Source organism: Micromonospora sp. WMMD1082 (assembly GCF_029626175.1).
Classification (GTDB): domain Bacteria; phylum Actinomycetota; class Actinomycetes; order Mycobacteriales; family Micromonosporaceae; genus Micromonospora.
Genome location: NZ_JARUBM010000002.1, coordinates 6002899 through 6023484, shown reverse-complemented (window position 1 = coordinate 6023484; position 20586 = coordinate 6002899). Strand labels below are relative to the sequence as shown.

23 protein-coding genes and 1 tRNA gene are annotated in these 20586 nt (G+C 73.8%); 4 read left to right on the top strand and 20 right to left on the bottom strand.

Annotated features, from left to right (window positions below):
* Positions 1 to 188 precede the first annotated feature (188 nt).
* From O7615_RS27870 to O7615_RS27820, 11 genes are all read right to left on the bottom strand, one after another.
* Positions 189 to 653: a bifunctional nuclease family protein gene (locus O7615_RS27870; RefSeq protein ID WP_119577251.1), complete on the bottom strand. Its 465-nt coding sequence runs from the start codon at positions 651 to 653 to the stop codon at positions 189 to 191.
* Positions 654 to 831: 178 nt separating this feature from the next.
* The gene (locus tag O7615_RS27865) at positions 832 to 1530 is read right to left on the bottom strand and encodes a MerR family transcriptional regulator (RefSeq protein ID WP_278182257.1); all 699 of its coding nucleotides are present in this window, start codon (positions 1528 to 1530) and stop codon (positions 832 to 834) included.
* Positions 1531 to 1580: 50 nt separating this feature from the next.
* A complete protein-coding gene (locus O7615_RS27860; protein ID WP_093402417.1) occupies positions 1581 to 2033 on the bottom strand; it encodes an FHA domain-containing protein in 453 nt (150 codons plus the stop codon).
* A gap of 217 nt (positions 2034 to 2250) precedes the next feature.
* A complete protein-coding gene (gcvH, locus tag O7615_RS27855) occupies positions 2251 to 2631 on the bottom strand; it encodes a glycine cleavage system protein GcvH (protein ID WP_278182256.1) in 381 nt (126 codons plus the stop codon).
* Positions 2632 to 2687: 56 nt separating this feature from the next.
* On the bottom strand, positions 2688 to 3632 hold the full coding sequence (locus O7615_RS27850) for a DUF881 domain-containing protein (RefSeq protein WP_278180751.1): 945 nt from the start codon (positions 3630 to 3632) through the stop codon (positions 2688 to 2690).
* A 9-nt stretch (positions 3633 to 3641) separates the two neighbouring features.
* The gene (locus tag O7615_RS27845) at positions 3642 to 3974 is read right to left on the bottom strand and encodes a small basic family protein (RefSeq protein ID WP_093402419.1); all 333 of its coding nucleotides are present in this window, start codon (positions 3972 to 3974) and stop codon (positions 3642 to 3644) included.
* On the bottom strand, positions 3971 to 4891 hold the full coding sequence (locus O7615_RS27840) for a DUF881 domain-containing protein (RefSeq protein WP_278180750.1): 921 nt from the start codon (positions 4889 to 4891) through the stop codon (positions 3971 to 3973). The genes O7615_RS27845 and O7615_RS27840 overlap by 4 nt, the downstream gene beginning before the upstream one ends.
* Positions 4888 to 5529 carry a CDP-alcohol phosphatidyltransferase family protein gene (locus O7615_RS27835; protein ID WP_278180749.1) on the bottom strand — a complete coding sequence of 214 codons (642 nt, stop codon included), beginning with the start codon at positions 5527 to 5529 and terminating at the stop codon, positions 4888 to 4890. Before O7615_RS27835 ends, O7615_RS27840 begins: the two co-directional genes overlap by 4 nt.
* A 290-nt stretch (positions 5530 to 5819) precedes the next feature.
* Entirely contained in the window at positions 5820 to 6278 is a 459-nt protein-coding gene (locus O7615_RS27830; protein WP_278180748.1) for a MarR family transcriptional regulator, read from the bottom strand.
* A 56-nt stretch (positions 6279 to 6334) separates the two neighbouring features.
* Complete coding sequence (locus O7615_RS27825) at positions 6335 to 7513, bottom strand: PP2C family protein-serine/threonine phosphatase (RefSeq protein WP_278180747.1); 1179 nt, start codon at positions 7511 to 7513, stop codon at positions 6335 to 6337.
* A 62-nt stretch (positions 7514 to 7575) separates the two neighbouring features.
* Entirely contained in the window at positions 7576 to 8322 is a 747-nt protein-coding gene (locus tag O7615_RS27820; RefSeq protein ID WP_278180746.1) for an SAM-dependent methyltransferase, read from the bottom strand.
* A gap of 138 nt (positions 8323 to 8460) precedes the next feature.
* Between O7615_RS27820 and O7615_RS27815 the strand changes: the two genes are divergently transcribed.
* The 3 genes from O7615_RS27815 to O7615_RS27805 all read left to right on the top strand — a co-directional run bounded on the left by O7615_RS27815 (position 8461) and on the right by O7615_RS27805 (position 10172).
* The gene (locus O7615_RS27815) at positions 8461 to 9360 is read left to right on the top strand and encodes a universal stress protein (protein ID WP_278180745.1); all 900 of its coding nucleotides are present in this window, start codon (positions 8461 to 8463) and stop codon (positions 9358 to 9360) included.
* Positions 9361 to 9438: 78 nt separating this feature from the next.
* Positions 9439 to 9654 carry a phosphatidylethanolamine-binding protein gene (locus O7615_RS27810; RefSeq protein ID WP_278180744.1) on the top strand — a complete coding sequence of 72 codons (216 nt, stop codon included), beginning with the start codon at positions 9439 to 9441 and terminating at the stop codon, positions 9652 to 9654.
* On the top strand, positions 9651 to 10172 hold the full coding sequence (locus O7615_RS27805; protein ID WP_278180743.1) for a hypothetical protein: 522 nt from the start codon (positions 9651 to 9653) through the stop codon (positions 10170 to 10172). Before O7615_RS27810 ends, O7615_RS27805 begins: the two co-directional genes overlap by 4 nt.
* Here O7615_RS27805 and O7615_RS27800 read toward each other — a convergent pair.
* Complete coding sequence (locus O7615_RS27800) at positions 10169 to 10369, bottom strand: hypothetical protein (protein WP_278180742.1); 201 nt, start codon at positions 10367 to 10369, stop codon at positions 10169 to 10171. The genes O7615_RS27805 and O7615_RS27800 overlap by 4 nt on opposite strands.
* A 131-nt stretch (positions 10370 to 10500) precedes the next feature.
* On the opposite strand from O7615_RS27800, the gene O7615_RS27795 reads away from it, so the two are divergent.
* Positions 10501 to 11148, top strand: coding sequence for a hypothetical protein (locus tag O7615_RS27795; RefSeq protein WP_278180741.1), 648 nt, complete (start codon positions 10501 to 10503; stop codon positions 11146 to 11148).
* Positions 11149 to 11157: 9 nt separating this feature from the next.
* Here the strand turns inward: O7615_RS27795 and O7615_RS27790 are convergent, their stop codons facing one another.
* The 8 genes from O7615_RS27790 to fdh form a co-directional block, all read right to left on the bottom strand.
* The gene (locus tag O7615_RS27790; protein WP_278182341.1) at positions 11158 to 11343 is read right to left on the bottom strand and encodes a hypothetical protein; all 186 of its coding nucleotides are present in this window, start codon (positions 11341 to 11343) and stop codon (positions 11158 to 11160) included.
* Positions 11344 to 11414: 71 nt separating this feature from the next.
* A complete protein-coding gene (locus tag O7615_RS27785) occupies positions 11415 to 11612 on the bottom strand; it encodes a hypothetical protein (RefSeq protein WP_169597461.1) in 198 nt (65 codons plus the stop codon).
* 45 nt (positions 11613 to 11657) lie between these two features.
* A complete protein-coding gene (gene selB / locus O7615_RS27780; RefSeq protein WP_278180740.1) occupies positions 11658 to 13415 on the bottom strand; it encodes a selenocysteine-specific translation elongation factor in 1758 nt (585 codons plus the stop codon).
* Between the two features lie 2 nt (positions 13416 to 13417).
* Positions 13418 to 14719 carry an L-seryl-tRNA(Sec) selenium transferase gene (selA, locus tag O7615_RS27775; protein WP_278180739.1) on the bottom strand — a complete coding sequence of 434 codons (1302 nt, stop codon included), beginning with the start codon at positions 14717 to 14719 and terminating at the stop codon, positions 13418 to 13420.
* A gap of 40 nt (positions 14720 to 14759) precedes the next feature.
* Positions 14760 to 14855, bottom strand: a tRNA-Sec gene (locus O7615_RS27770).
* Between the two features lie 55 nt (positions 14856 to 14910).
* Entirely contained in the window at positions 14911 to 15966 is a 1056-nt protein-coding gene (gene nrfD / locus O7615_RS27765) for an NrfD/PsrC family molybdoenzyme membrane anchor subunit (protein ID WP_278180738.1), read from the bottom strand.
* Positions 15963 to 17090: a 4Fe-4S dicluster domain-containing protein gene (locus O7615_RS27760; RefSeq protein WP_278180737.1), complete on the bottom strand. Its 1128-nt coding sequence runs from the start codon at positions 17088 to 17090 to the stop codon at positions 15963 to 15965. Before O7615_RS27760 ends, nrfD begins: the two co-directional genes overlap by 4 nt.
* The gene (gene fdh / locus O7615_RS27755; RefSeq protein WP_278180736.1) at positions 17090 to 20368 is read right to left on the bottom strand and encodes a formate dehydrogenase; all 3279 of its coding nucleotides are present in this window, start codon (positions 20366 to 20368) and stop codon (positions 17090 to 17092) included. The genes O7615_RS27760 and fdh overlap by 1 nt, the downstream gene beginning before the upstream one ends.
* Positions 20369 to 20586: the final 218 nt, after the last annotated feature.

The window sequence follows — 20586 nt, the reverse complement described above, 5'->3', positions numbered from 1 at the left end:
ACACGTCGTTTCCGGGACGCGCACCCCTCGACACGGCAACCCTATAGCGACCGCCAGGGGTTACCACGGAGAAACCGTCGCGACACGCCGCGCAGCGACAGCGACCGTCATCACCATCACCGACAGTCACCGCTGACGGGGAAGCTGGAGGGGCTCAACGGCCCCGGTGGCGCAGGGCCCCGTCGGGCTCAGCCGGCGAAGTCCTCCGGGCGCACCTGCTCCAGGAACTCCCGGAACTTCTCCACCTCGTCCTCCTGCTCGTCGGGAATCACGATCCCCGCCTCACTGAGGACCTGCTCCGCACAACGAATCGGCGCACCCACCCGCAACGCCAGAGCGATCGAATCACTCGGCCGAGCCGACACCCGCACCCCATCACCGATCAACAGATCGGCGAAGAACACGTTCTCCTTCAGCTCGGTGATCTCCACCGCCTGCAACGGCGCCTGCAACGCCGCCAACACATCCCGCAGAAGATCATGGGTCAACGGACGCGCCGGCTTGACACCCTGCTGCTCGTAAGCGATCGCCGTCGCCTCGACCGCGCCGATCCAGATCGGCAGATAGCGGTCCCCCTCGACCTCCCTGAGCAGGACGATCGGCTGGTTACTGGGCAGCTCCACCCGAACCCCGACCACGCTCAGCTCGCGCACCGCCGCCTCCGTGTCGTTGTCACCTACGCCGCACCGCGCCCTTCTCTGCACGGTACACGGACCGCGACACGGCCGTCTCATGCGCTTGCACGCACCCACGCCCGCGCCAGAAGAGGGGTTACCCCCGCAAGCCTACGCCACGCACCGACAGGCCGATCCGAGCGCGCACCGGCACCGCTCACCGCCCCAGCGTCGAGCGCAACCCCATCCGCACCAGCGCCGCGTGCAGCTGCTGCGACAGCGACACCAACTCCCGCGCCGTCTCCGCCGCCCGCGCCCGCGCCGCCGGATCACTCTGCCGCGCCAACGGCGCCACCAACTGCGCGAACAATCCGACCTCGCGATCCGCCGACGTCCGGAAACCACGCAGATGCCGCGGCTGGAACCCGTACGCCGCCAGACCCGCCACCGCCCGCGCCACGATCAACGCGTCACCGTCATACCAGCCCGGCGGATCCGACACCACCAGCCCGAGCCGCTCCAACTCGCCCAACGTCGACTCGTCGAGCCCGCTGCGCGCCAGCAGTTCCCCACGGTCGAGCCGCACCTGCGCCGACTCGCCCGACGCCGCGCCACGACCCGGCACCTCACCGTCGGAACCCACCGCCACCAATGCCGGACGCGACCGCTCCGGCACCTCACCGGTCGCGTCCCACCGCGCCAACTGCTCCCGGATCACCCGCAACGGCAGATACTGATCCCGCTGCGCGGTCAACACGAACCGCAGCCGCGCCACATCGTCCCAGCCGTACTTCCGGTAACCCGCCGCCGTCCGCTGCGGCTCCACCAGGCCCTCGGCCTCGAGAAACCGCAACTTCGAAATCGTCACGTCCGGAAAATCCGCCCGCAACTGGGCCAGCACCTCGCCGATGCTCATCAACGGCTGGGCGCGACCCGCCCCGGACGGCGTGGAGGCCGCAGGCTCGTTCACCCCCGGCCGGCCTCACCCTCCGGGCGCGGCCCGGCGATGAACACCACCCGGAACTTGCCGATCTGCACCTCGTCGCCGTTGCTCAACGTCGCCGCCTCGACCCGCTCCCGGTTCACGTACGTGCCGTTCAGGCTGCCCACGTCCCGCACCGTGAACGTCCCACCGTCCCGGTGGAACTCCGCGTGCCGCCGCGACACCGTCACGTCGTCGAGGAAGATGTCACTGTCCGGGTGCCGCCCACTGGTCGTCACGTCGTGATCCAACAGGAACCGGGCGCCCGCGTTCGGCCCCCGACGCACCACCAGCAGCGCCATCCCCGGCGGCAACGAACCGGACATCCGGCTCGGCACGACATCGGTGTCAGGGCCCTCCAGCGCTTCCTCGAGCGAACCGAGATTGAGCGTCGACGTGACGTCGAGCGGGGGGAACTCGTCGCCTGGGCGAGTCATGGGGACCACCTCACGGATCTGTTTCGGTCGGCGTCGGATGACGGCGGGTCTGGCCGCCGGGCTCTCATCCACCCGGCGGCTGGCTCTCCGCGCCCCGAAAGGCTGTTCGCGACGCGCAACTAATGGGTTCTCGGTCGACTGGGCGAGCCTAGCCAGCGCCGAAAAACAGGGCAACCGGACGCGCGGCACGGACACCGACCCGCCGGCACAGCAACGCTCAGCTCTCGGTCAGCTCGCGATACGCATCCGCGCTCAACAACCCGTCCGCCGCCGCCGGATCCGCCGCAACGATCTCCACCAACCAACCCGCACCGTACGGATCAGTGTTGATCACCTCGGGCGTGTCGACCAACGCCTCGTTGCGCGCCGACACCGTACCGCCCACCGGGGCGTAGAGCTCCGACACGCTCTTCGTCGACTCGATCTCACCCAGCGACTCACCGGCCGCCACCACCGCACCCGCCTCCGGCAACTGCACATACACGATGTCGCCAAGAGCATCCTGCGCGAAATGAGTGATGCCCACCCGCACGGCCCCGCCGTCCGCGGCGGCCACCCACTCGTGCTCGGCGGTGTAACGCAGATCCTCAGGAATCACCAGCAGCGTCCTCATCCGTCGCGACACCGGCCCAACCGGCGCCGGCCCCGCCGGCCTCAGGCGACCGGACGGGAATGTTCCAGCGTGCGCGGCACGTGCAGCGCCGAAACCTCGGCAACCTCACGTTCCTCGACGATCACGTTACCGCCGTCGCCGGCCACCGACGCGACCACCCCGCCAGGAATGCTGAGCGCCGTACGCATCGTCGCCGGATCACCGATCACCGTGATCGTGAACGGCCCCGTCAACCGCCGCCCGTCCACGATCAACGACCCGTTCTCCCCATTCGTGAAGTACGTCGACGCCACGATCCGCACCGTCGCCCGGTCACCACCGGAGATCTGCATCGCCTCCGCACCGGCACCCCGCAACTCCTGCACCGCGTCCAGCACCCGGCTCGCCGAGATCGGCTTCGCCGCACCCGCCTGGAACCGCACCGCCAGACCCGGACCCCGCGCCGGCAACGTACCGGCCAGGATCCCCAACTCGTCCGCCCGCCGGGTCGCCTCCTCCAGCGCCGCCTGACGCCCCTGCTCGCCCGAACGCAGCTGCCGCTGGCTCTCCTCCAACGCGGCGATGTCCTGCCGCAGCCGGATCTCCCGCGCCTCCAGGTCGTACAGGATCCGGACCAGGTCCTCCTGCCGCGCCGCCGTCAACGACGAATCCGTCGACGTCGTCTTCAACTGCACCGCCAGGGTGAAGCCCAACAGACCCAGCAGCACACCGATCATCACCGCCGCCGAACTCCACCGCCGCCACGGACCGGCCACCGCCGACCCGCCGTCCGACGCCCGACCGGCGGGCTCCGTCGCCGGAGCCTCCTCCGGGTCGGCCGACGGCGCCGCGTCCGGCTCCGGCCGACCCGACGGCGACAACGGACTCAGCTCGTCGGGATCCGGGGCATCCGGGCGCGGATCCGGCTCGCCCGCCGGGCCACCCGGCCGCCCCGGCCCCGCCGGCTGCGGCCACCCCGTGCCCGTCTCCCTGTGCTCGTCACTCACGCCACAAACCTACGCCCGGAACAGGTGCCGACGGATCGCCGCCACGTTGCCGAAGATACGAACTCCCAACACGACCACCACACCGGTGGACAACTGACCGCCCACACCCAACTGGTCGCCCAGATACACGATCAGCGCCGCCACCAGCACGTTCGAGATGAACGACACCACGAACTGCTTGTCGTCGAAGATCCGGTCCAGCTTCGCCCGGACCCCACCGAACACCGCGTCCAGCGCGGCCACCACCGCGATCGGCAGGTACGGCTGCAGAGCCGCCGGCACCGTGGGATCAAGCCACAGCCCGAGCAGCACACCGGCCAAGAGGGCCAGCACCGCGATCATCGACCACCTCCGGAGGGACTGGGGGACGTACCCGGGCCGGACGACTCGTCGTCGTCCGACGGCGACACGCTCGGACTCACCGCGGGCTCCGCGTAGCGTAGCCGCGGCTCCGGCGCCGCGGGCAGCGTGAGGTCGTCGGCGTCCCGAACGGCGAACGACAACCCCGTGCTCTGCGCCACCCTACGCATCGTCAACGCGCTGGTGCTGGCCTCGTACCGCTTGCGCATCGAGTCCGGCCCGATGGCCGAGACCTCGTACGGCCCGGTCACCGGCCGGAAGTCCACCAGGATCGCCTGAGCCGCGTTACGGATCGTCGAGGTGGCCGTCAACCGCTGTCCGTTGATCGCGATCGCCTCCGCACCGGCGGCCCACAGGTCGTTGGCCACCCCCTGCAGATCGTTGTAGAGCACCTGCGGCGGGCCGACGTTGGCACCGCTGAGGGAATCCTGACCGCCCGGCGCGTCCGCCAGACGCACCACCACGCCGTCGCCCCGCACCCGACGCAGGCCGATGCCCGCCTCCAGGTCCCGCATCCGGGCCGCGTGCGAACCACCCAGCGCCGCCTCCCGCTGCCGGTTGACCTCCGCGCGCAGGTCGTCGGCGCGCGTCGACAACGTGTCCGTCTCCGCCTGCCGCTGCTTGATCTGCGCCACCAGGCCGGATCGGGCCTGCGCACGCCCCGGTTCCTCCGCCATGGTCTGCCGGTACGCCACCGAGAACAGGAAACCGAGCAGCACGATCACCACCAGGCCGGTCGGACCCACCGCCCAGCCCGGCCGCGCCGGCCGCCCGGTCTCCGCCCGCCGGGCCGCCGCGTCGGCGTAACCCGGATCCAACGGGTTACGGAACAGCTCCGTGAGGAAGTCCGGGCTGAACCCCCGCGCGTCACGCCGACCCTCGCCGGGAACATCGCTCATGCCGGCCCTCCTTGTCGACCGCGTACCGCCCGGACCAGCTGACGCGCCTGGATCACATAGAGCGCCCCGGCCACCCAGTAGAGCACCAGACCCCACCACGCCAGTGCCCAGCCCACCGCGCCGGCGACCGCCGAGGCCGCCGGCACCACCGCGGCCAGCAACAGGATCGGAAACGCGGCCAGCAACAGGAAGGTGGCGGTCTTGCCGACGTAGTGCACCGGCGGCGGCCCGTAGCCGTACCGTCGCAGCACCCCGAGGGAACCGACCAGCAGCAGCTCCCGGGCCAGCAGCGCGGCGGTGAACTGCCACGGCACGACCTCGCGGACGGTGAACGCGATCAGGGTGGCCAGGATGTAGAGCCGGTCGGCGAGCGGATCGAGCAACTCGCCGAGGCGGCTGACCTGCCCCAGCCGGCGGGCGATCCAGCCGTCCACCCAGTCGCTGGTGCCGCCGACGGCCAGCACCACGATCGCGGCCACGTCGAAACGCTCCACCAGGAACAGATAGAGAAACAGTGGGACGCCCAGCAGGCGGACGAAGCTGATCAGGTTCGGCCAGGTGAGCACCCGGTCGTCCGGCTGCGGGTCACCGGCGCCGTGGGCCTGCGGTTGCTCTGCCCGAGCCGACCGACCCGACACCGAACCTCCTCCGCGGCGCGCTCGGGCACCGCGACCCTGGTCCGCCGTGGAGCGTCGTACGCGCGCTGTCCCGCCGGCTGACGCCGGCACCCCCTGCGATCCCGTCCGGGACCTCCCCTGACCCGCCGCCCACCGTCGATGATCACGGGCCGGGCGAATGCGCTGCCACTATAACGGGCCGGTTCCACGCTTCTGCTGCCCAGCGTGGTCGTGGCGACCCTGCGGATTCTGCGGATGTGACCGGTGTCACGTCGCGTAGAGCGTCCTAGGACGATAGGCCACGAGCGCGTTCAGGCGCTCCGAGCCGAGATGTCCGGCGTCTCGGCGATCACCGCCGCCTGCCCGAACGCCACCAGTGCCCGCAGCAGTTCCTGCTGGCCACGCACCGGCATCCGGTCCAGCACGGCCCGCACCGCCTCGTGTCGCCGCGACCGCACCTCCGCCAGCAGCACTTCCGCCGTCGCGGTCGGGACCAGGCGTACCTCACGGCGATCCCGCGGGTCGGCCACCCGGCGCACCAGACCCATCGCCTCCAGCCGGTCGCAGAGCCGGCTGGCCGAGGAGGGAACCACGTCCAGCAGCTCCGCCAACCCGTTGACGTTCGTCTCCGGGCGGCTGCTCAGCAGCGACAGCACCCGCAACTGCGTCGGCGACACCGAGAGCCGGTGCCGCGAGACCGCCGAGTCGAGCACACCCACCAGCGCCTCGGCGGCCGCGTCGATGTCCGCGGCGAGATCCGGTCGCTCCACCCGATATCCCCTGCGATTCGTCCCGGTGTGCAGCCCCCGACCGACCGGGACGCCCGTCAGTCGTCCTCCCGGCCGGCGGAGCCGCGCCAGTCCAGGCAGACGACGACCGCGTCATCGCGCAGATCGGCGTCCGCGTGGAAGGTCTGCAACTCGCGCATCACCGTACCAACCGCCTCCGTCGGCGGCTGCAGCCGCGTGGCCCGCATCGCCCGGGCCATCGCCCGCTGCCCGTACGTCTCCCGGCCGCTCGGATCGGCCGCCCACACCCCGTCGGAGACGACGAACAGCCGGTCCCCCGGATCGAGGTCGAACTCCTGCAGGTCGTAGCGGGTCTCGGCGAACATGCCCAGCGGCAGCTGCTGCTCCAGCGCCACCCGGGAGACGGTGCCACCCCGCAGCCGCAGCAGGTGGGGGGAACCGGCGTCCACCGCACCCACCCGCCCGGTGGCGCAGTCCAGTTCGAGCAGCACCGTCGCCACGTGCCGCAGACCCCGGTGCTGGTAGTAGACCGTGTCGGAGGCCAGCTCCGCCTGTTCCACCAGCCCGCCGCCGGAACGGCGGGCGTTGCGCATCGCGTTCACCGACACCGCCGTCAGCAGGGCGGCGGCGAGCCCGATGCCGTCACCGTTGAGCACCGTGACGGTGAGCCGGCCCTCGTCCAGGGACCAGTCGAAGTGGTCACCGCCCACCGTGTACGCCGGTTCGAGCTGCCCCGCCAACTGGAACGAGCCGTGGCTGACGCTGCGCCCGGGCAGCAGTTCCCACTGCAACTCCGCGGCCATGCTCAACCGCTCCTGCCGCCGGGCCCGCCGGTAGCGGTCGGTCTCCCGGTCGGCCGCGCGCAACGCCAGGGCCACGTCGCCGGCCATGTCGGTCGCCCGGCGCACCACCGACTCCGGCGGCTCCTCGGCCAGCTCGACCATGAGCACGCCCAGCCGTTCGCCCCACACCGACAGGGGAAGGTAGAGGCGGCAACGGCCGTCCTCGCCCGAGTCCAGGGCCGGCTGCTGGCTGCTGAAGCAGCGCTGGACCGTGTCCTGGACGGCCCGGACGGCCACGCCCGGCTGCCGCGAGTCGAGCACCGGCCACAGCCCGCTGATCCGATAGTCGGCGATGAACACGGCAGTGCCCGACGCACCGAGCAACGACCGGATGGCCTGGTCGGCGGCCTCGACCACACGGTCGGGCGGGGCCTCGCGCAGGGCGCGGGAAACCCCCGTGGGCGCATCCGCCATGACCATCCTCCGAAGATACTTGCTCTGGGGCAAGCATCATACGGAGGCGCCGCCAACCATGGTCACCCGGCCGACCGCACCGCCACCACGCCATGGAAGGCGTCCGGCACGTCCTCCGGTGGGCCCTCCGGCCGCCAGTGGTTGACCGGCACGATTCCGTCCACGGTGGGTGTCCAGCGGCCGAGCAGTGGACCGAACGCGGCCGGCGGGCGCATCCGGAACGCCGGGCCCATCATGGCCAGCGCCTCGGGATGCCCGGCGAGTTCCTCGGTGTCGAAGTCGATCGCCAGGTAGCTGCCCGGCGCCGCCGCCGCGTACAGCTCGTCGAGGGTGCGGGCCAGGGTGTCGTCGTCGAGGAAGGCGGCGAGGCCGAGAAACACCACCCCCACCGGTCGGCGGCCCCAGCCGGGCACGAACCGGTGCAGCAGCGCCGGGTCGACGGTGCCGATGTTCGTGGCGTCGCCGAAGCCGTAGCCGGCCCGGTCGCTGCCGGCCAGCACGCGTTGCCCGAGGCGGATGGTCACCGGATCCACGTCGGTGTAGAGGACCGTCGCGTCCGGTGCGGCCTCGTGCACGTTGCCCATGGTCGGCACCCCGGCCCCGAAGACCAGGAACCCGTCCACACCGGTGGCGGAGATCGCGCGTACGGCCCGGCCGAGGAAGGCGCGCAACGCCCGGAAAACCGGGGCACACGGCCCGTACGCCTGCTCGAACGCACGGGCGGCGGCCACGTCGACCGGGTAGTGGTGCTCCCCGCCGAGCCAGAAATCGATCATCCGTGCGGTGCTCGGCTGGTCGGGCTCCACCATCGACGACACTCCCTCCCCGGGCGGTCGCCGCCAGCGTACCGACAGTCCTCCGCTCGCCGGTATCGCCCCGCCGGGCGATCACCGGCCGCGATACTGGCCCAGACCAGTTCGACGACGGCGCAGAACGGAGAGGCGACGGTGAACTCGGCCAGCGGCGCGGCGGTGGTGGTCGGCGTGGACGGCTCGGGATCGTCGCTCGCCGCGCCCTCGCTCGCCGCGCTCCGGCTCGCCGCCACCGAGGCGGCCGGGCGCCACCGGCCGCTGCGGGTGGTGCACGCCTTCATCTGGCCGCTGCTGCGCTCCCCCGTCAGGCCGGCCACCGAGGGCGCGGCCGGCGGCGGGCTGCGCCGGCAGGCCGAGGGGTTGGTCGCCGCCGCCGTCGACGAGGCCGGGGCGACCGCGCCGGGCCTGCGGGTCACCGGTGAGATCGTCGACGGCGAGGCCACCGCGGTGCTGCTCGCCCAGGCGCCCACCGCGACGATGATCGTGCTCGGCGATCGGGGCCTGGGCGGGGTCGGCGCACTGGTGGTCGGGTCGGTCGCGGTGCAGGTCGCCGCGTCCGCCGACTGCCCGGTGCTGGTCGCTCGCGGCGCGCACCGGGCCGACGGCCCGGTCGTGGTCGGTGTGGACGGCTCCGCGCTGTCCCGCCGTGCCGTGGAGTTCGCGGTGCGGACCGCCGCCCTACGCGGCGCCGGGGTGATCGCCCTGCACGCCTACCGGCATCCGGCCTCCACCGGCCCCGGCGACATGCAGCCACTGGTCTACGACGAGTCGGAACTGCGGGCCGACGAGGACCGGACGGTCGCCGAGTCCATCGCCGGGCTGGCCGAGCGGTACCCGGAGGTGCCGATCACCCGGGAATCGGTACGGGGTCGCGCCGCCCGGGTGCTCACCGAGGCCTCCCGCCGGGCGCAGCTGACCGTGGTCGGGGGTGGCCGGCGCAACGAGCTGACCGGCCTGCTGCTGGGGTCGGTGAGCCAGTCGCTGCTGCACCACAGCGACTGCCCCGTGGCGGTGATACCCGACGCGGTGGGCTGAGCGGCCGGCGGGGTTGGCGGCGGTCCAGGCGGGTAGACGGGCCGCGTACGCCACCGGCGACGACCAGAGGAGACAGCGATGCCAGGACCTCGGCCGGGCAGCAACGCCTACGACAAGCAGCGTGCCCGCATCCGCAACGCGATCGACGGTTCGGGGCGGCACGTGCCGGACAAGAAGGCCGACGAGACCGCGAACCGGATCCTTCAGGAGGATCGGGGTCAGCGGGGCATCGCGCGGGGTGAACGCGTCTACGGCCCCAAGGGCAACCGCGAACCGGGAGACCCGAAGAAGTGAAGGGCACCGCGCTGACCGACGGACTCATCGCCGGGGCGGTGGGCACCACCGCCCTCAACATCGTGACCTACCTGGACATGACCACCCGGGCCCGCCCGGCCAGCCACACCCCGGAGGAGAGCGCCGGAAAGCTGGCCGGCGCGGCTCACGTGAACCTGGGGTCGACGGAACAGGCGAGCAACCGCCGCTCCGGGCTCGGCGCGCTGATGGGCTACGGGCTCGGCGTGGCGGCGGCGGTCGGCTTCGCGGCGCTGGTGCGCGGCCGGCGGCAGCCGGTCCTGCGGGCCGCCGCGCTGCTCGGCGGCGGGGCGATGACCCTGTCCGACGGGTCGCTGACGCTGCTCGGCGTCACCGACCCACGGACCTGGCGGCGCGCCGATTGGCTCGCCGACATCGTGCCGCACCTCGCGTACGGCCTCACGGCCGCAGCCACCTGGAACCGGCTGCGACCGTCGGGGGCAGCGCCGGCGGTAGGGCCCGTCGAAGCCCTGGCCGGCCTGCGGCAGGCCCAGACCTAGCGGTCGCTGTCGTCGTCGGCCACCGGCCGGGCGGCCGGGCCGTACGGCGACAGCTGGCCCCGGGGCACCGTGCGGCCGGTGTCCCCCGGCGAGGTGCCCCTGTTGCGGGGATGGCCGGCCACGCCCGGACCCTTGCTGTCCTGGCTGGTCGCGCCCTGCGCGTCACGCCGGAGTTCCTGCTGCTGCGGGTTCGTCACGGTCGTCTCCCTTCGCCGGTGCGGCGACGCGGCGCCGCGTCCACCCACGGCTTACCCGCCGCCGTCGCCGGCATTCCGCGACGCTGGGCACCGACAGGGCTAGTGCGGCTCGGGGCGGGTACTCCACGACGATGGGCAACCAACGGGCTGTGGCGCGGGCCTTGCTGACCCGCCGCACGTACGCCGAGGAGGCGGGGATATCCCTCGCCGACCGGCCGGCGCCGCTGTACCAGCTGCTGGTGCTGGTCACCCTGCTCAGCACCCGGATCCGGGCGCAGGTGGGGGTGGCGGCGGCCCGGGAACTCTTCGCGGCCGGTTACCGCACCCCGCAGGCGATGGAGGCGGCCAGCTGGCAGGAACGGGTCGACGCGCTCGGGCGCGGCCACTACCGCCGCTACGACGAGCGGACCGCGACGATGCTGGGCACCGGTGCCCGGCTCTGCCTGGACCGCTGGCGCGGCGACCTGCGCCGGCTGCACCGGCAGGCCGGCGGCGAACCGGCGGCGTTGCGCCGGCTGCTCATGGAGTTCCCCGGCATCGGACCCACCGGCGCGGAGATCTTCCTGCGCGAGGTGCAGACGGTCTGGCCGGAGCTGCGCCCGTACGCCGACCGCCGGGCGGTGGCCGGAGCGAAGCGGCTCGGCCTGCCCGCCGCGCCCGACCGGTTGGCCCGGCTGGTCGACGGGGGCGAGTTCGGCCGGCTCGCCTCGGCGCTGGTGCGGGTCGCCCTCGGTGAGGAGTCGGCGGGGCAGATCAGCCGCAGCGCCGCCGCCCGCTGAGCGATCGGGTCACTTCGCCGCGTCGCCACCGGGCTTGGTCAGGTGCCACACCAGCAGGGCGGCGAGCAGCGCCAGCACCACCAGCCCACCGGAGATCCCGCCACCCTCCTCGGGCGAGCGGCCCGTGGTGCCGAAGTAGATCACGGCGAGGCCGGCCAGCACCGCGAGGAACTTCCGGATGCCTCGGTCCTTCACAGCTCGCACCGTACGACCGGCAGCGCTTATCATCGCTTTTACCCCAGATTGTCCCCCGATCGGGCGACCCGTCAGTCGACCTCCAGGTCGTCGAGAGAGATCTTGTGGCTCATCAGCCAGCGGGCCAGCGCCGACATGCCGAACAGCCACAGCGGCGCCGACTCGGTGGTGCCGTTGGTGGCGTAGACGGCGAACCGCAGGTCCGGCGCGCGGTACGCCTCGATCCGCCACCGGTGCTGCCGGTCCCGCCAGATCGCCGAGGGGTCCATGGCGTCACGGTAGGTGCCCGGCCCCGGTCCCGGCCGGCGATGTGCTCAATCCGCGACCACCACCCGGGCGTCGTCGGGCAGCCGCCGGGTCATGCCCTGCCGGTCCAGCAGTTCCAGCAGCGGCACCGCCACCCGGCGGGTGGTGGCCAGGGCCTGCCGGGCGGCGCTGAGCGTGAACGGCTGCGGCAGCCCGGCCAGCACCCGCACCGCCTGCTCGGGCGCACCGGGCAGCAGCAGCACGTTCCCGGTCAGCCGCAGCAGCGCCCCGGCGCGTACCGCCGCGCCGATCTCCCGGGTGCCGAGCCCGACGGCGGCGAGCCGCTCGGCGTCGGGCGCCCGGAACGGATGTGCCGCGTAGTCGTCGCGGACCAGGGCGAGCGCGCGGGCCACCGGCTCGGGCAACGGGGCCGTCCCGGCGGCCACGACCCGGCCGGCGACCAGCCGCAGCGGCGGCCGGACCAGCGCCTCGACCAGCGCCCGATCGGCCAGGTCGAGGCGTTGGCGCAGCACCTCGACCGGCACGCCCGGCTCCAGCGGATGCTCCCGGGTGTGGCGGGCCACCGCGTCGGCGAGGCGGTCGGCCAGCCGCCGCCAGTGCCCCGGATCGGCCAGCCAGTCCCCCGCCACCGGGTCGACCGTCACCGGCACGCCCGCCCGCACCAGGTCACCGGCCCGGACCAGGCCCCGCCGGCCCAGCTCGCCGGCGAGGTCGGGCCGGCCGTCCAACGTGGCCAGCACGGCCGCCCGGTCGGCCGCGGCGCCCCGCCGCCGCAACGGCGGCGGCAGCACGTCCAGCACCCGGACCCCACCGGCGACGTGGCGGCGACCCGGGTCACGCAGCAGCGCCCGGTCCCCCACCAGCAGCGGCAGCGGGCGGCCGAGCCGCAGCCGGGCGGTGTCCGCACCCAGCGGGCGGACCCGTACCGGCACCGCGGCGGAGCCGACGTGCAGGGTCAGCGTCACCGGCAGCTCGGCCACCGGATCACCGACCAGGCGCACGTCGACCAGGTCGGTGGCCCGGAACCGGCCCGGGGTCAGCAGCGCGTCGCCCCGGGCGATCCGGTCGCGGGGCACCCCGCGCAGATTGACCGCCACCCGGGCGACCGGCCCGGTCTCGCCGCACGCCACACCGAGCCGGTGCAGGCCCCGGACCCGCACCGGCTCCCCGGTGCCGGCCAGCGCCAGCTCGTCGCCGACCCGCAGCCGGCCGGCGCCCAGGGTGCCGGTGACCACCGTGCCGCTGCCGCGCACCGTAAAGCTGCGGTCGACCCAGAGCCGGACCGGCCCGTCGGCCACCGGGGCCGGCAGCCGGGCCGCCAGCCGGTCCAGCGCGGCGCGCAGCTCCGGCAGGCCGGCACCGGTGACCGCGCTGACCGCGACCGCCTCCACCGCACCCAGCGAGGTCGCCGCCAGCTCCGCCCGGGCGCGGGCCAGCGCCGGCTGCGGATCGGCCAGGTCCGCGCGGGTCACCACCAGCAGGCCGTACGCGACCCCGAGCGCGTCCAGCGCGGCCAGGTGCTCGGCGGACTGCGGCATCCACCCCTCGTCGGCGGCGACCACCATCGCGGCGGCGGGTACCGGGCCGACACCGGCGAGCATGTTCGGCACGAACCGCTCGTGCCCCGGCACGTCGACGAAGGCGACGGTGCCGCCGGAGGGCAGCGCCGTCCAGGCGAACCCCAGGTCGATGGTCATGCCGCGACGGCGTTCCTCCGCCCACCGGTCGGGTTCCATCCCGGTCAGCGCCCGCACCAGCGTGGACTTGCCGTGGTCGACGTGCCCGGCGGTGGCCACCACCAGCATGCTCAGTCGTCTCCCGGCACGGCCAGCACGGCGGCACGCACCCACCCGTCGGCGCGCTCCGGCACGCAGCGCAGATCCAGCAGCAGCCGGCCCCGGGCCACCCGGCCCAGCACCGGCGGGTCACCGGTGCGCAGCGGCCGGGCGTACCGGCCGGGCAGGCTCAACGCCCACGAGTCCAGCTCCAGGCCGGGGGCACCACCGCCGCCGACCACCGCGACGGAGGGCACCACCTCGGCCTTGTGCCCGTCGGCGGCGAGCGCGTCGCGCAGCCGCTCGGTCCGCTCGCGCAGCGCCGCCACGTCGGCGTGCAGGGCACGGCGGGTGGGTGTGGCCGGGTCGCCGAGGGTGGCGGCCAGCGCGGCCAGGGTCAGCTTGTCCACCCGTACCGCCCGCGCGAGGGGGTGCCGGCGCAGCCGCTCGACCAGACCGGCGGCGCCGAGCAGCAGCCCGGCCTGTGGGCCACCGAGCAGCTTGTCGCCGCTGGCGGTGACCAGGGCCGCCCCGGCGCGCAGGGTGGTGACGGCGTCCGGCTCGTCGGGCAGCAGCGGGTCGGGGGCGAGCAGCCCGGAGCCGATGTCGGCGACCACCGGCACGCCGAGGTCGGCCAGTCGCCGCACCGGCACCGCCGAGGTGAAGCCGGTGACCCGGAAGTTCGACGGGTGCACCTTGAGCACGAAACCGGTGCGGGGGCCGACGGCGGCGGCGTAGTCGGCGAGACTGGTCCGGTTGGTGGTGCCGACCTCCCGCAGCCGCGCGCCGGTGCTGGTGAGCAGGTCCGGCAGGCGGAAGCCGTCACCGATCTCGACCAGTTCTCCCCGGCTGACCACGATCTCCGCGTCGGTGGCGAGCGCGGTGGCGGCGAGGACCAGGGCCGCCGCGCCGTTGTTGACCACGTGCACCGCCTCGGCGGCCGGTACGGCGGCGGCGAGGGCGTCCAGCGCGTCGCGCCCGCGCCGGGCCCGGCGCCCGGTGTCCAGATCCAGCTCGACATCGGTGTGCCCGGCGGCGGCGGCCACCGCGGCCACCGCGGCGTCGGAGAGGGCGGCGCGCCCGAGGTTGGTGTGCAACAGGACCCCGGTGGCGTTGAGCACGGCGCGCGGTGTGGGCGGCGGCAACGCGGCCAGCGCGGCGTCGCGTACCTCGTCGGGGGTGATCTCACCACGCCGGGCCCGCTGCTGGGCCTGCCGCACCGCGCTCCTGACCCGGTCGCGGCCGAGCGTGGCGGCCGCCGCGACCAGCGGCGGCTGCGCCAGCAGCGCGTCGGTGCGCGGCACCCGGCGCCGCGGGTCGGCGCCGTCACCCATCGCGTCATCTCCTAGGGCCGTGTCGAAGTCCCTGGCAGCCTGGCGGAGACGGACGGGAATCGAACCCGCCTGGCCCGGATCCCGGACCACACCGGTGTTGAAGACCGGGAGGGGCACCAGCCGCCTGAACGCCTCCACCGAGCATTGGATCACAGCCGCGCGGCGGCTGTCCGGCCGAGCCTCGATCGCGCCTACCGGCCCGGATCGCCCGCCCGCCGCCGGTCCAGGCGCTCCCGCTGCGGCAGCACCGTGTACTTCGGATCCCGGGCCGAGGCGATGCCGGCGTGGAAGACACCGAACCGGGTGGCCGCCGACGCGGCCAGCAGCGCGGCACCGGCCACCGCTGACACGGCCCGGCTGCGTACGCCGAGCAGCGCGCCGGCCACCCCGGCGACGGTCAACGCCCGGCCGGCCCGCAGCAGGCGCCCGGCCCGGCCGGTCCGGTACGGCTCGCCGAGCAGGCCGAGGCGGGTCTCCACCCGGTGCGCGCCGAACAGCTCCAGGCCGGCGCCGGCCACCGCCAGCCGCCGGGCCGGGCCGGCCTGCGCCGCCGGTAGGGCGAGCAACCCCACCCCCGCGCCGCTGGCCAGGGCGCTGCCCGCGAAGACGAACGGCAGATGTGGGTACGCCTCGTGCCAGGACGGCACGGCCGTGTCGGCCAGCAGCACCGCCGTGTACGTGCCCAGGGCCGGCGCGCTCGCCGCGGCGGCCAGCCCGGCTACCCGGCCCACCGGCGGCAACACCCGGCGGGCCAGCCCCAGCGGGCCCCGCTCGGGCAGCAGTGGCGCCGCCTCGGCGACGGCGGCGAGCCCCGCCGCCGGCCCGTACGCGGTGACGATCCAGGTGCCCACGGACATCGGTGAGGTCGGCTTGGCCACCCGCAACATGTGGTGGAACCGCTCCGGCCGGCCCAGGTCCTTGACCAGCAGGCCGGCGCTGGCGGTGATCGCGGCCAGCGCGGCGAGCCGCCCGACGCGGCGCACCGCCGGCCGTCCGGTGAGCTGCCCTCCCGCGGCGAGCAGCGACGAGCCGGCGGCGATCCCACCGGTGAACAGGTACGCGGCGATCTCCCAGGTCCACACCGGCGGCTTGAGGATCGGCCGGCCGTAGTAGGAGGTGAACTCGGCCCGGGGCACCGCGAGTTCCTCCCCGCCGGACCCGCGCCGCCGCCCCCGGGACGGGGAGCCGAGGGCCTGGTCACGGAAGCGACGGAACGTCTCGCCCACCACCGGTCGGTCCGGATTCACCGTCTACCTCCGAGGAACGCGGCCACCGCCGCGGCGGTCATGGCCAGCGCGGCCACCCCCGCACGCTGCCACATCCTCGGCAGGTCGCGGGTGGTGACCCGCGGGTCCGGCGGCAGACCGTACACCTCGGGCTCGTCGAGCAGCAGGAAGAACGCGCCGTCACCACCGACACCGTCGTGCGGATCGTGACCGTAGAGCCGCGCCTCGGGCATGCCCCGCTCGTGCAGCGTGGCGACCCGCGCGGCGGCCCGTTCCCGCAGCTCGTCGAGGACGCCGTACTGGATGGACTCGGTCGGGCAGGCCTGCGCGCAGGCCGGCGTCAGCCCGGCACCGATCCGGTCGTAGCAGAGCGTGCACTTCCACACCCGGCCGTCACCGACCCGCCGGTCGATCACCCCGTACGGGCAGGCCGACACGCAGTAGCCGCAGCCGTTACAGATGTCCTCCTGCACCACGACGGTGCCGAACTCGGTGCGGAACAACGCCCCGGTCGGGCAGACATCCAGGCACCCCGCCTGGGTGCAGTGCTTGCACACGTCGGACATCATCAGCCAGCGGAAGTCGCTGCGCCCCTGCGCGTCGCCGGTGCGCCCGGGCGGCCCCGCGCCCGGCATCCCGAGGAACTCGACCGGACCGGTGGCGCTCGCGGCCGGCTGCCCGCCGGGGACGGTCATCCGGGCCGCGGCCGGCGGGTCACCCGGCAGCACCCCGGGGTCCGTGCCGGTGGCGGTGACCGGGCTGGCCGACCGGGCCGCCGCGGCCGCGCTGCCCGGCTCGCCGGTCGGGTCGCCGGCGAACGGCGCGCCGGGCGACCGGGACGGGACGGGCTGCTCGACGAAGGCCACGTGCCGCCAGGAGTTCGCGGTCAGCGCACCGGTGTTGTCGTACGACATGCCGAGCAGATCCAGCCCGGAGGTGGGCACCCCGTTCCACTCCTTGCAGGCCACCTCGCACGCCTTGCAGCCGATGCAGACGCTGGTGTCGGTGAAGAAACCCATCCGGGGCGGCGCGTCGACCCAGCCGGCGGCCGTCGCCGGGCCGCCGGCCCCGGGCGGTACGTCGGGCGTCGGTACGCCGGGCGTCGGTGTGCCACCTGGACCGGACCGGTCCTGCGGATCGACCATCACCGGCTCCCCTCTGCGTCGTCGGGCTCGACCGGCACGCCGGGGGTGACCGCCGGCGGGGTGGTGCCGGGCACGATGCCGGCCCGGGTGCGGTAGTCGTCCACCAGGTCCCGCAGGGCCGGGCCGGTGGGCCGGCGGCCGGGACGGACGTCGCAGGTGCCGATCTTGCCCTCCTGGATCAGGACGTTCGGGTCGAGGGTGACGCCGAACAGGTCGTTGGCCGAGTCGCCGGTGACCAACCCCTCGTACCCGAAGTGGTACGGCAACCACAACTGGTGCACCACCCGGCCGTCCACCCGCAGCGGGACGATCCGGTCGGTGACCAGCACCCGCGCCTCGATCACCGCGCGGGCGCTGACCAGGTGCGCCCAGCCGAGGTGGATCACCCCAACCAGCGTGGCCAACTCCGGGGAGACCTCGACGAACATCTCCGGTTGCAGCTCCGCCAGTGGCGCCACCGTACGGCTCATCCCGCCGGCGGTGTGGTGCTCGGTGAGTCGGCTGACCGTGAACACGTACGGGAAGACCTGACTGTGCTGCTCGGGCGGGCTCGGATTGGTGGAGTTGACCGGGTTGGCGTACATCTTGCGGGTCGGGTTGGCCTGCTGGCCGTAGATCGGGTTGCGGATCGGCGACTCGGCCGGCTCGTAGTGGGTGGGCAGCGGACCGTCCAGCACACCGTTGGGCGCGAACAGCCAGCCCTTCCCGTCGGCCTGCATGATGAACGGGTCGTCGCCGGCCAGCGCGGCCGGACCCGTGGCGCCCTCCGGTGGCCGGTACGACGGTGCCTTGGTCAGCTCGAAGTCGGGCACGTCGCGGCCGGTCCACCGGCCCGCCTCCGCGTCCCACCACACGTAGCGCTTGCGTTCGCTCCAGGGCCGGCCCTGCGGGTCGGCGGAGGCCCGGTTGTAGAGGGTGCGGCGGTTCGCCGGCCAGGCCCAGCCCCACTCGGCGGCCACCCAGTCCTGCTCCTGCCCGGGCCGGCGGCGCGCCGCCTGGTTGACCCCGTCGGCGTACACCCCGGTGTAGATCCAGCAGCCGATGGCCGTCGTACCGTCGTCGCGGGCCTGGGTGAACGCGGACAGCGGGCGGCCGGTGGTGGTGTCGTACCCGTTGATCTCGCGCAGCACCGCCTCGGCGGCCGGCTCGGCGTGCGGACCGTGCGTGGGGTAGTCCCAGGTCAGGTCCAGCAGCGCCCGGTCGCGTGGCAGCGGCGAGCCGGCCAGCTTCTCCCGCAGCCGGCGCCCGAGGTGGTAGAAGAACCACAGCTCGGAGCGGGCGTCGCCGGGCGCCTCGACGGCCTTCTCCCGCCACTGCAACAGCCGTTGCGTCTGGGTGAATGTGCCCTCCTTCTCCACGTGGGAGGCGGCGGGCAGGAAGAACACCTCGGTACGGCACTCCTGCGGGGTGATCTCGCCGGTGGCGACCTCCGGGCCGTGCTGCCAGAACGTCGCGCTCTCGATCATGAAGAGGTCGCGCACGACCAGCCAGTCCAGGTTGGCCATGCCCAGCCGCTGGGCCCGGCCGTGCGCGGAGCCGACCGCCGGGTTCTGACCGAGCAGGAAGTACCCCTTGATCTTGCCGTCGATCATGTCGAAGACCTGCTGGTAGGTGCCGTGGTCGCCGGTCAGCCGGGGCAGGTAGCCGTAGCAGAAGTCGTTGTCCGGCGTGGCCGCGTCCCCCCAGTACGCCTTGAGCAGGCTCGCCGCGTAGGCGCGGGCGCCGCCCCAGAAGCCCTTCTGGGCCGGGTGGCGGATGCCGTCCACCCAGGCGTCGAAGGTGGGGTGCTGGGCGTGGTGCGGCATGGCCAGGTAGCCCGGGAGCAGGTTGAACAGGGTGGGGATGTCGGTGGAGCCCTGGATGCTGGCGTGCCCGCGCAGCGCCAGCACACCGCCGCCGGGACGGCCGACGTTGCCCAGCAGCAGCTGGATGATCGCGCCGGTGCGGATGTACTGCACGCCGACGGTGTGCTGGGTCCAGCCCACCGAGTAGATCAGGCAACCGGTCCGCTCCCGGCCCGAGTTCTCCGTCCAGGCGCGGGCCAGCTCCAGGAACTTCTCCCGGGGTACGCCGCAGACCCGCTCCACCATCTCCGGCGTGTAGCGGGCGAAGTGTCGCTTGAGGATCTGGTACACGCAGCGCGGGTGTTGCAGCGTCTCGTCCCGGTGGGTACGGCCGGCCACCGGTGCGCCGTGCGACTCGTGCCGCATCCCGGCGGCGGTCTCCCGGGCCGCGGCCGTGTGGCCGCCGGAGTCCTCCTCGTGGCCGGCGTACTGCCAGCTGTCCCGCAGGTAGGCGCCGGTCACCGGGTCGTAGCCGGAGAAGAGACCGTCGGCGTCCTCGGCGTCGACGAAGTCGTCGCTGACGATCGTCGCCGCGTTGGTGTACGCCAGCACGTACTCCCGGAAATCCAGCTCGTTGGCGAGGATGTGGTTGACCACCCCGCCGAGCAGCGCGATGTCGGTGCCCGCCCGGATCGGCAGGTAGCTGTCGGCCAGCGCGCTGGTCCGGGTGAACCGGGGGTCGACGTGGAACACCCTCGCCCCGCGCTTCTTCGCCTCCATCACCCACTGGAAGCCCACCGGATGGGCCTCGGCCATGTTCGAGCCCTGGATGACGACGACGTCAGCGTTGGCCACGTCCTGCTGGAAGATCGTCGCGCCACCGCGACCGAAGCTGGCCCCCAGACCGGGGACGGTGGCGGAGTGTCAAATCCGGGCCTGGTTCTCGATCTGGAGCGCCCCCATCGCGGTGAACAACTTCTTGATGAGGTAGTTCTCCTCGTTGTCCAGCGTGGCCCCGCCCAGGCTGGAGATGCCCAGGGTGCGGTTCAGCGGGCGACCCTCGGCGTCGACGTCCTCCCACGTCTCGGCCCGGGCGGCGAGCACCCGATCGGCGATCATGTCGAGCGCGGTGTCGAGGTCGAGGTCCTCCCACTGCGTGCCGTACGGCCGGCGGTAGCGCACCGTCGTCTGGCGCAGCGCGCTGGTGACCAGGCTCTTGCTGGCCGACCCCTTGGGGCAGAGCCGGCCCCGGGAGATCGGGCTGTCCGGGTCGCCCTCGATCTGGGTGATCTGGCCGTCGGTGACGAACACCCGCTGCCCGCAGCCGACCGCACAGTACGGGCAGACGGAGCGGGCCACCCGGTCGGCGTCCTCGGTGCGGGCGGTGAGCGCGGCCGAGCGGGCGGACTGCGCCGCGGCGCCCCGGCCCAGCGGGTCGGTGCCGGTGAGCTGCCGGTAGACCGGCCAGCCCAGGAGCACCTCGCGCAGACCCATGCTCAACACCTCCGGTGTCGACCATAGGACAGCCGGGGCGTCTCGGCGACCCACCTCGATGGAACCGGAGACGCCGCCGCCCCCGGCCCGAATCGGGCCGGGGGCGACGGTGGGTGTCGGTGTGCAGGTCGCCTCTCGGCGAGTGGCGCGACGCGGCTCCAGCCGAACGGTATTCCGCGACGGCAATTTAGGTGAGGCCCGGGGACACTGAAACACAC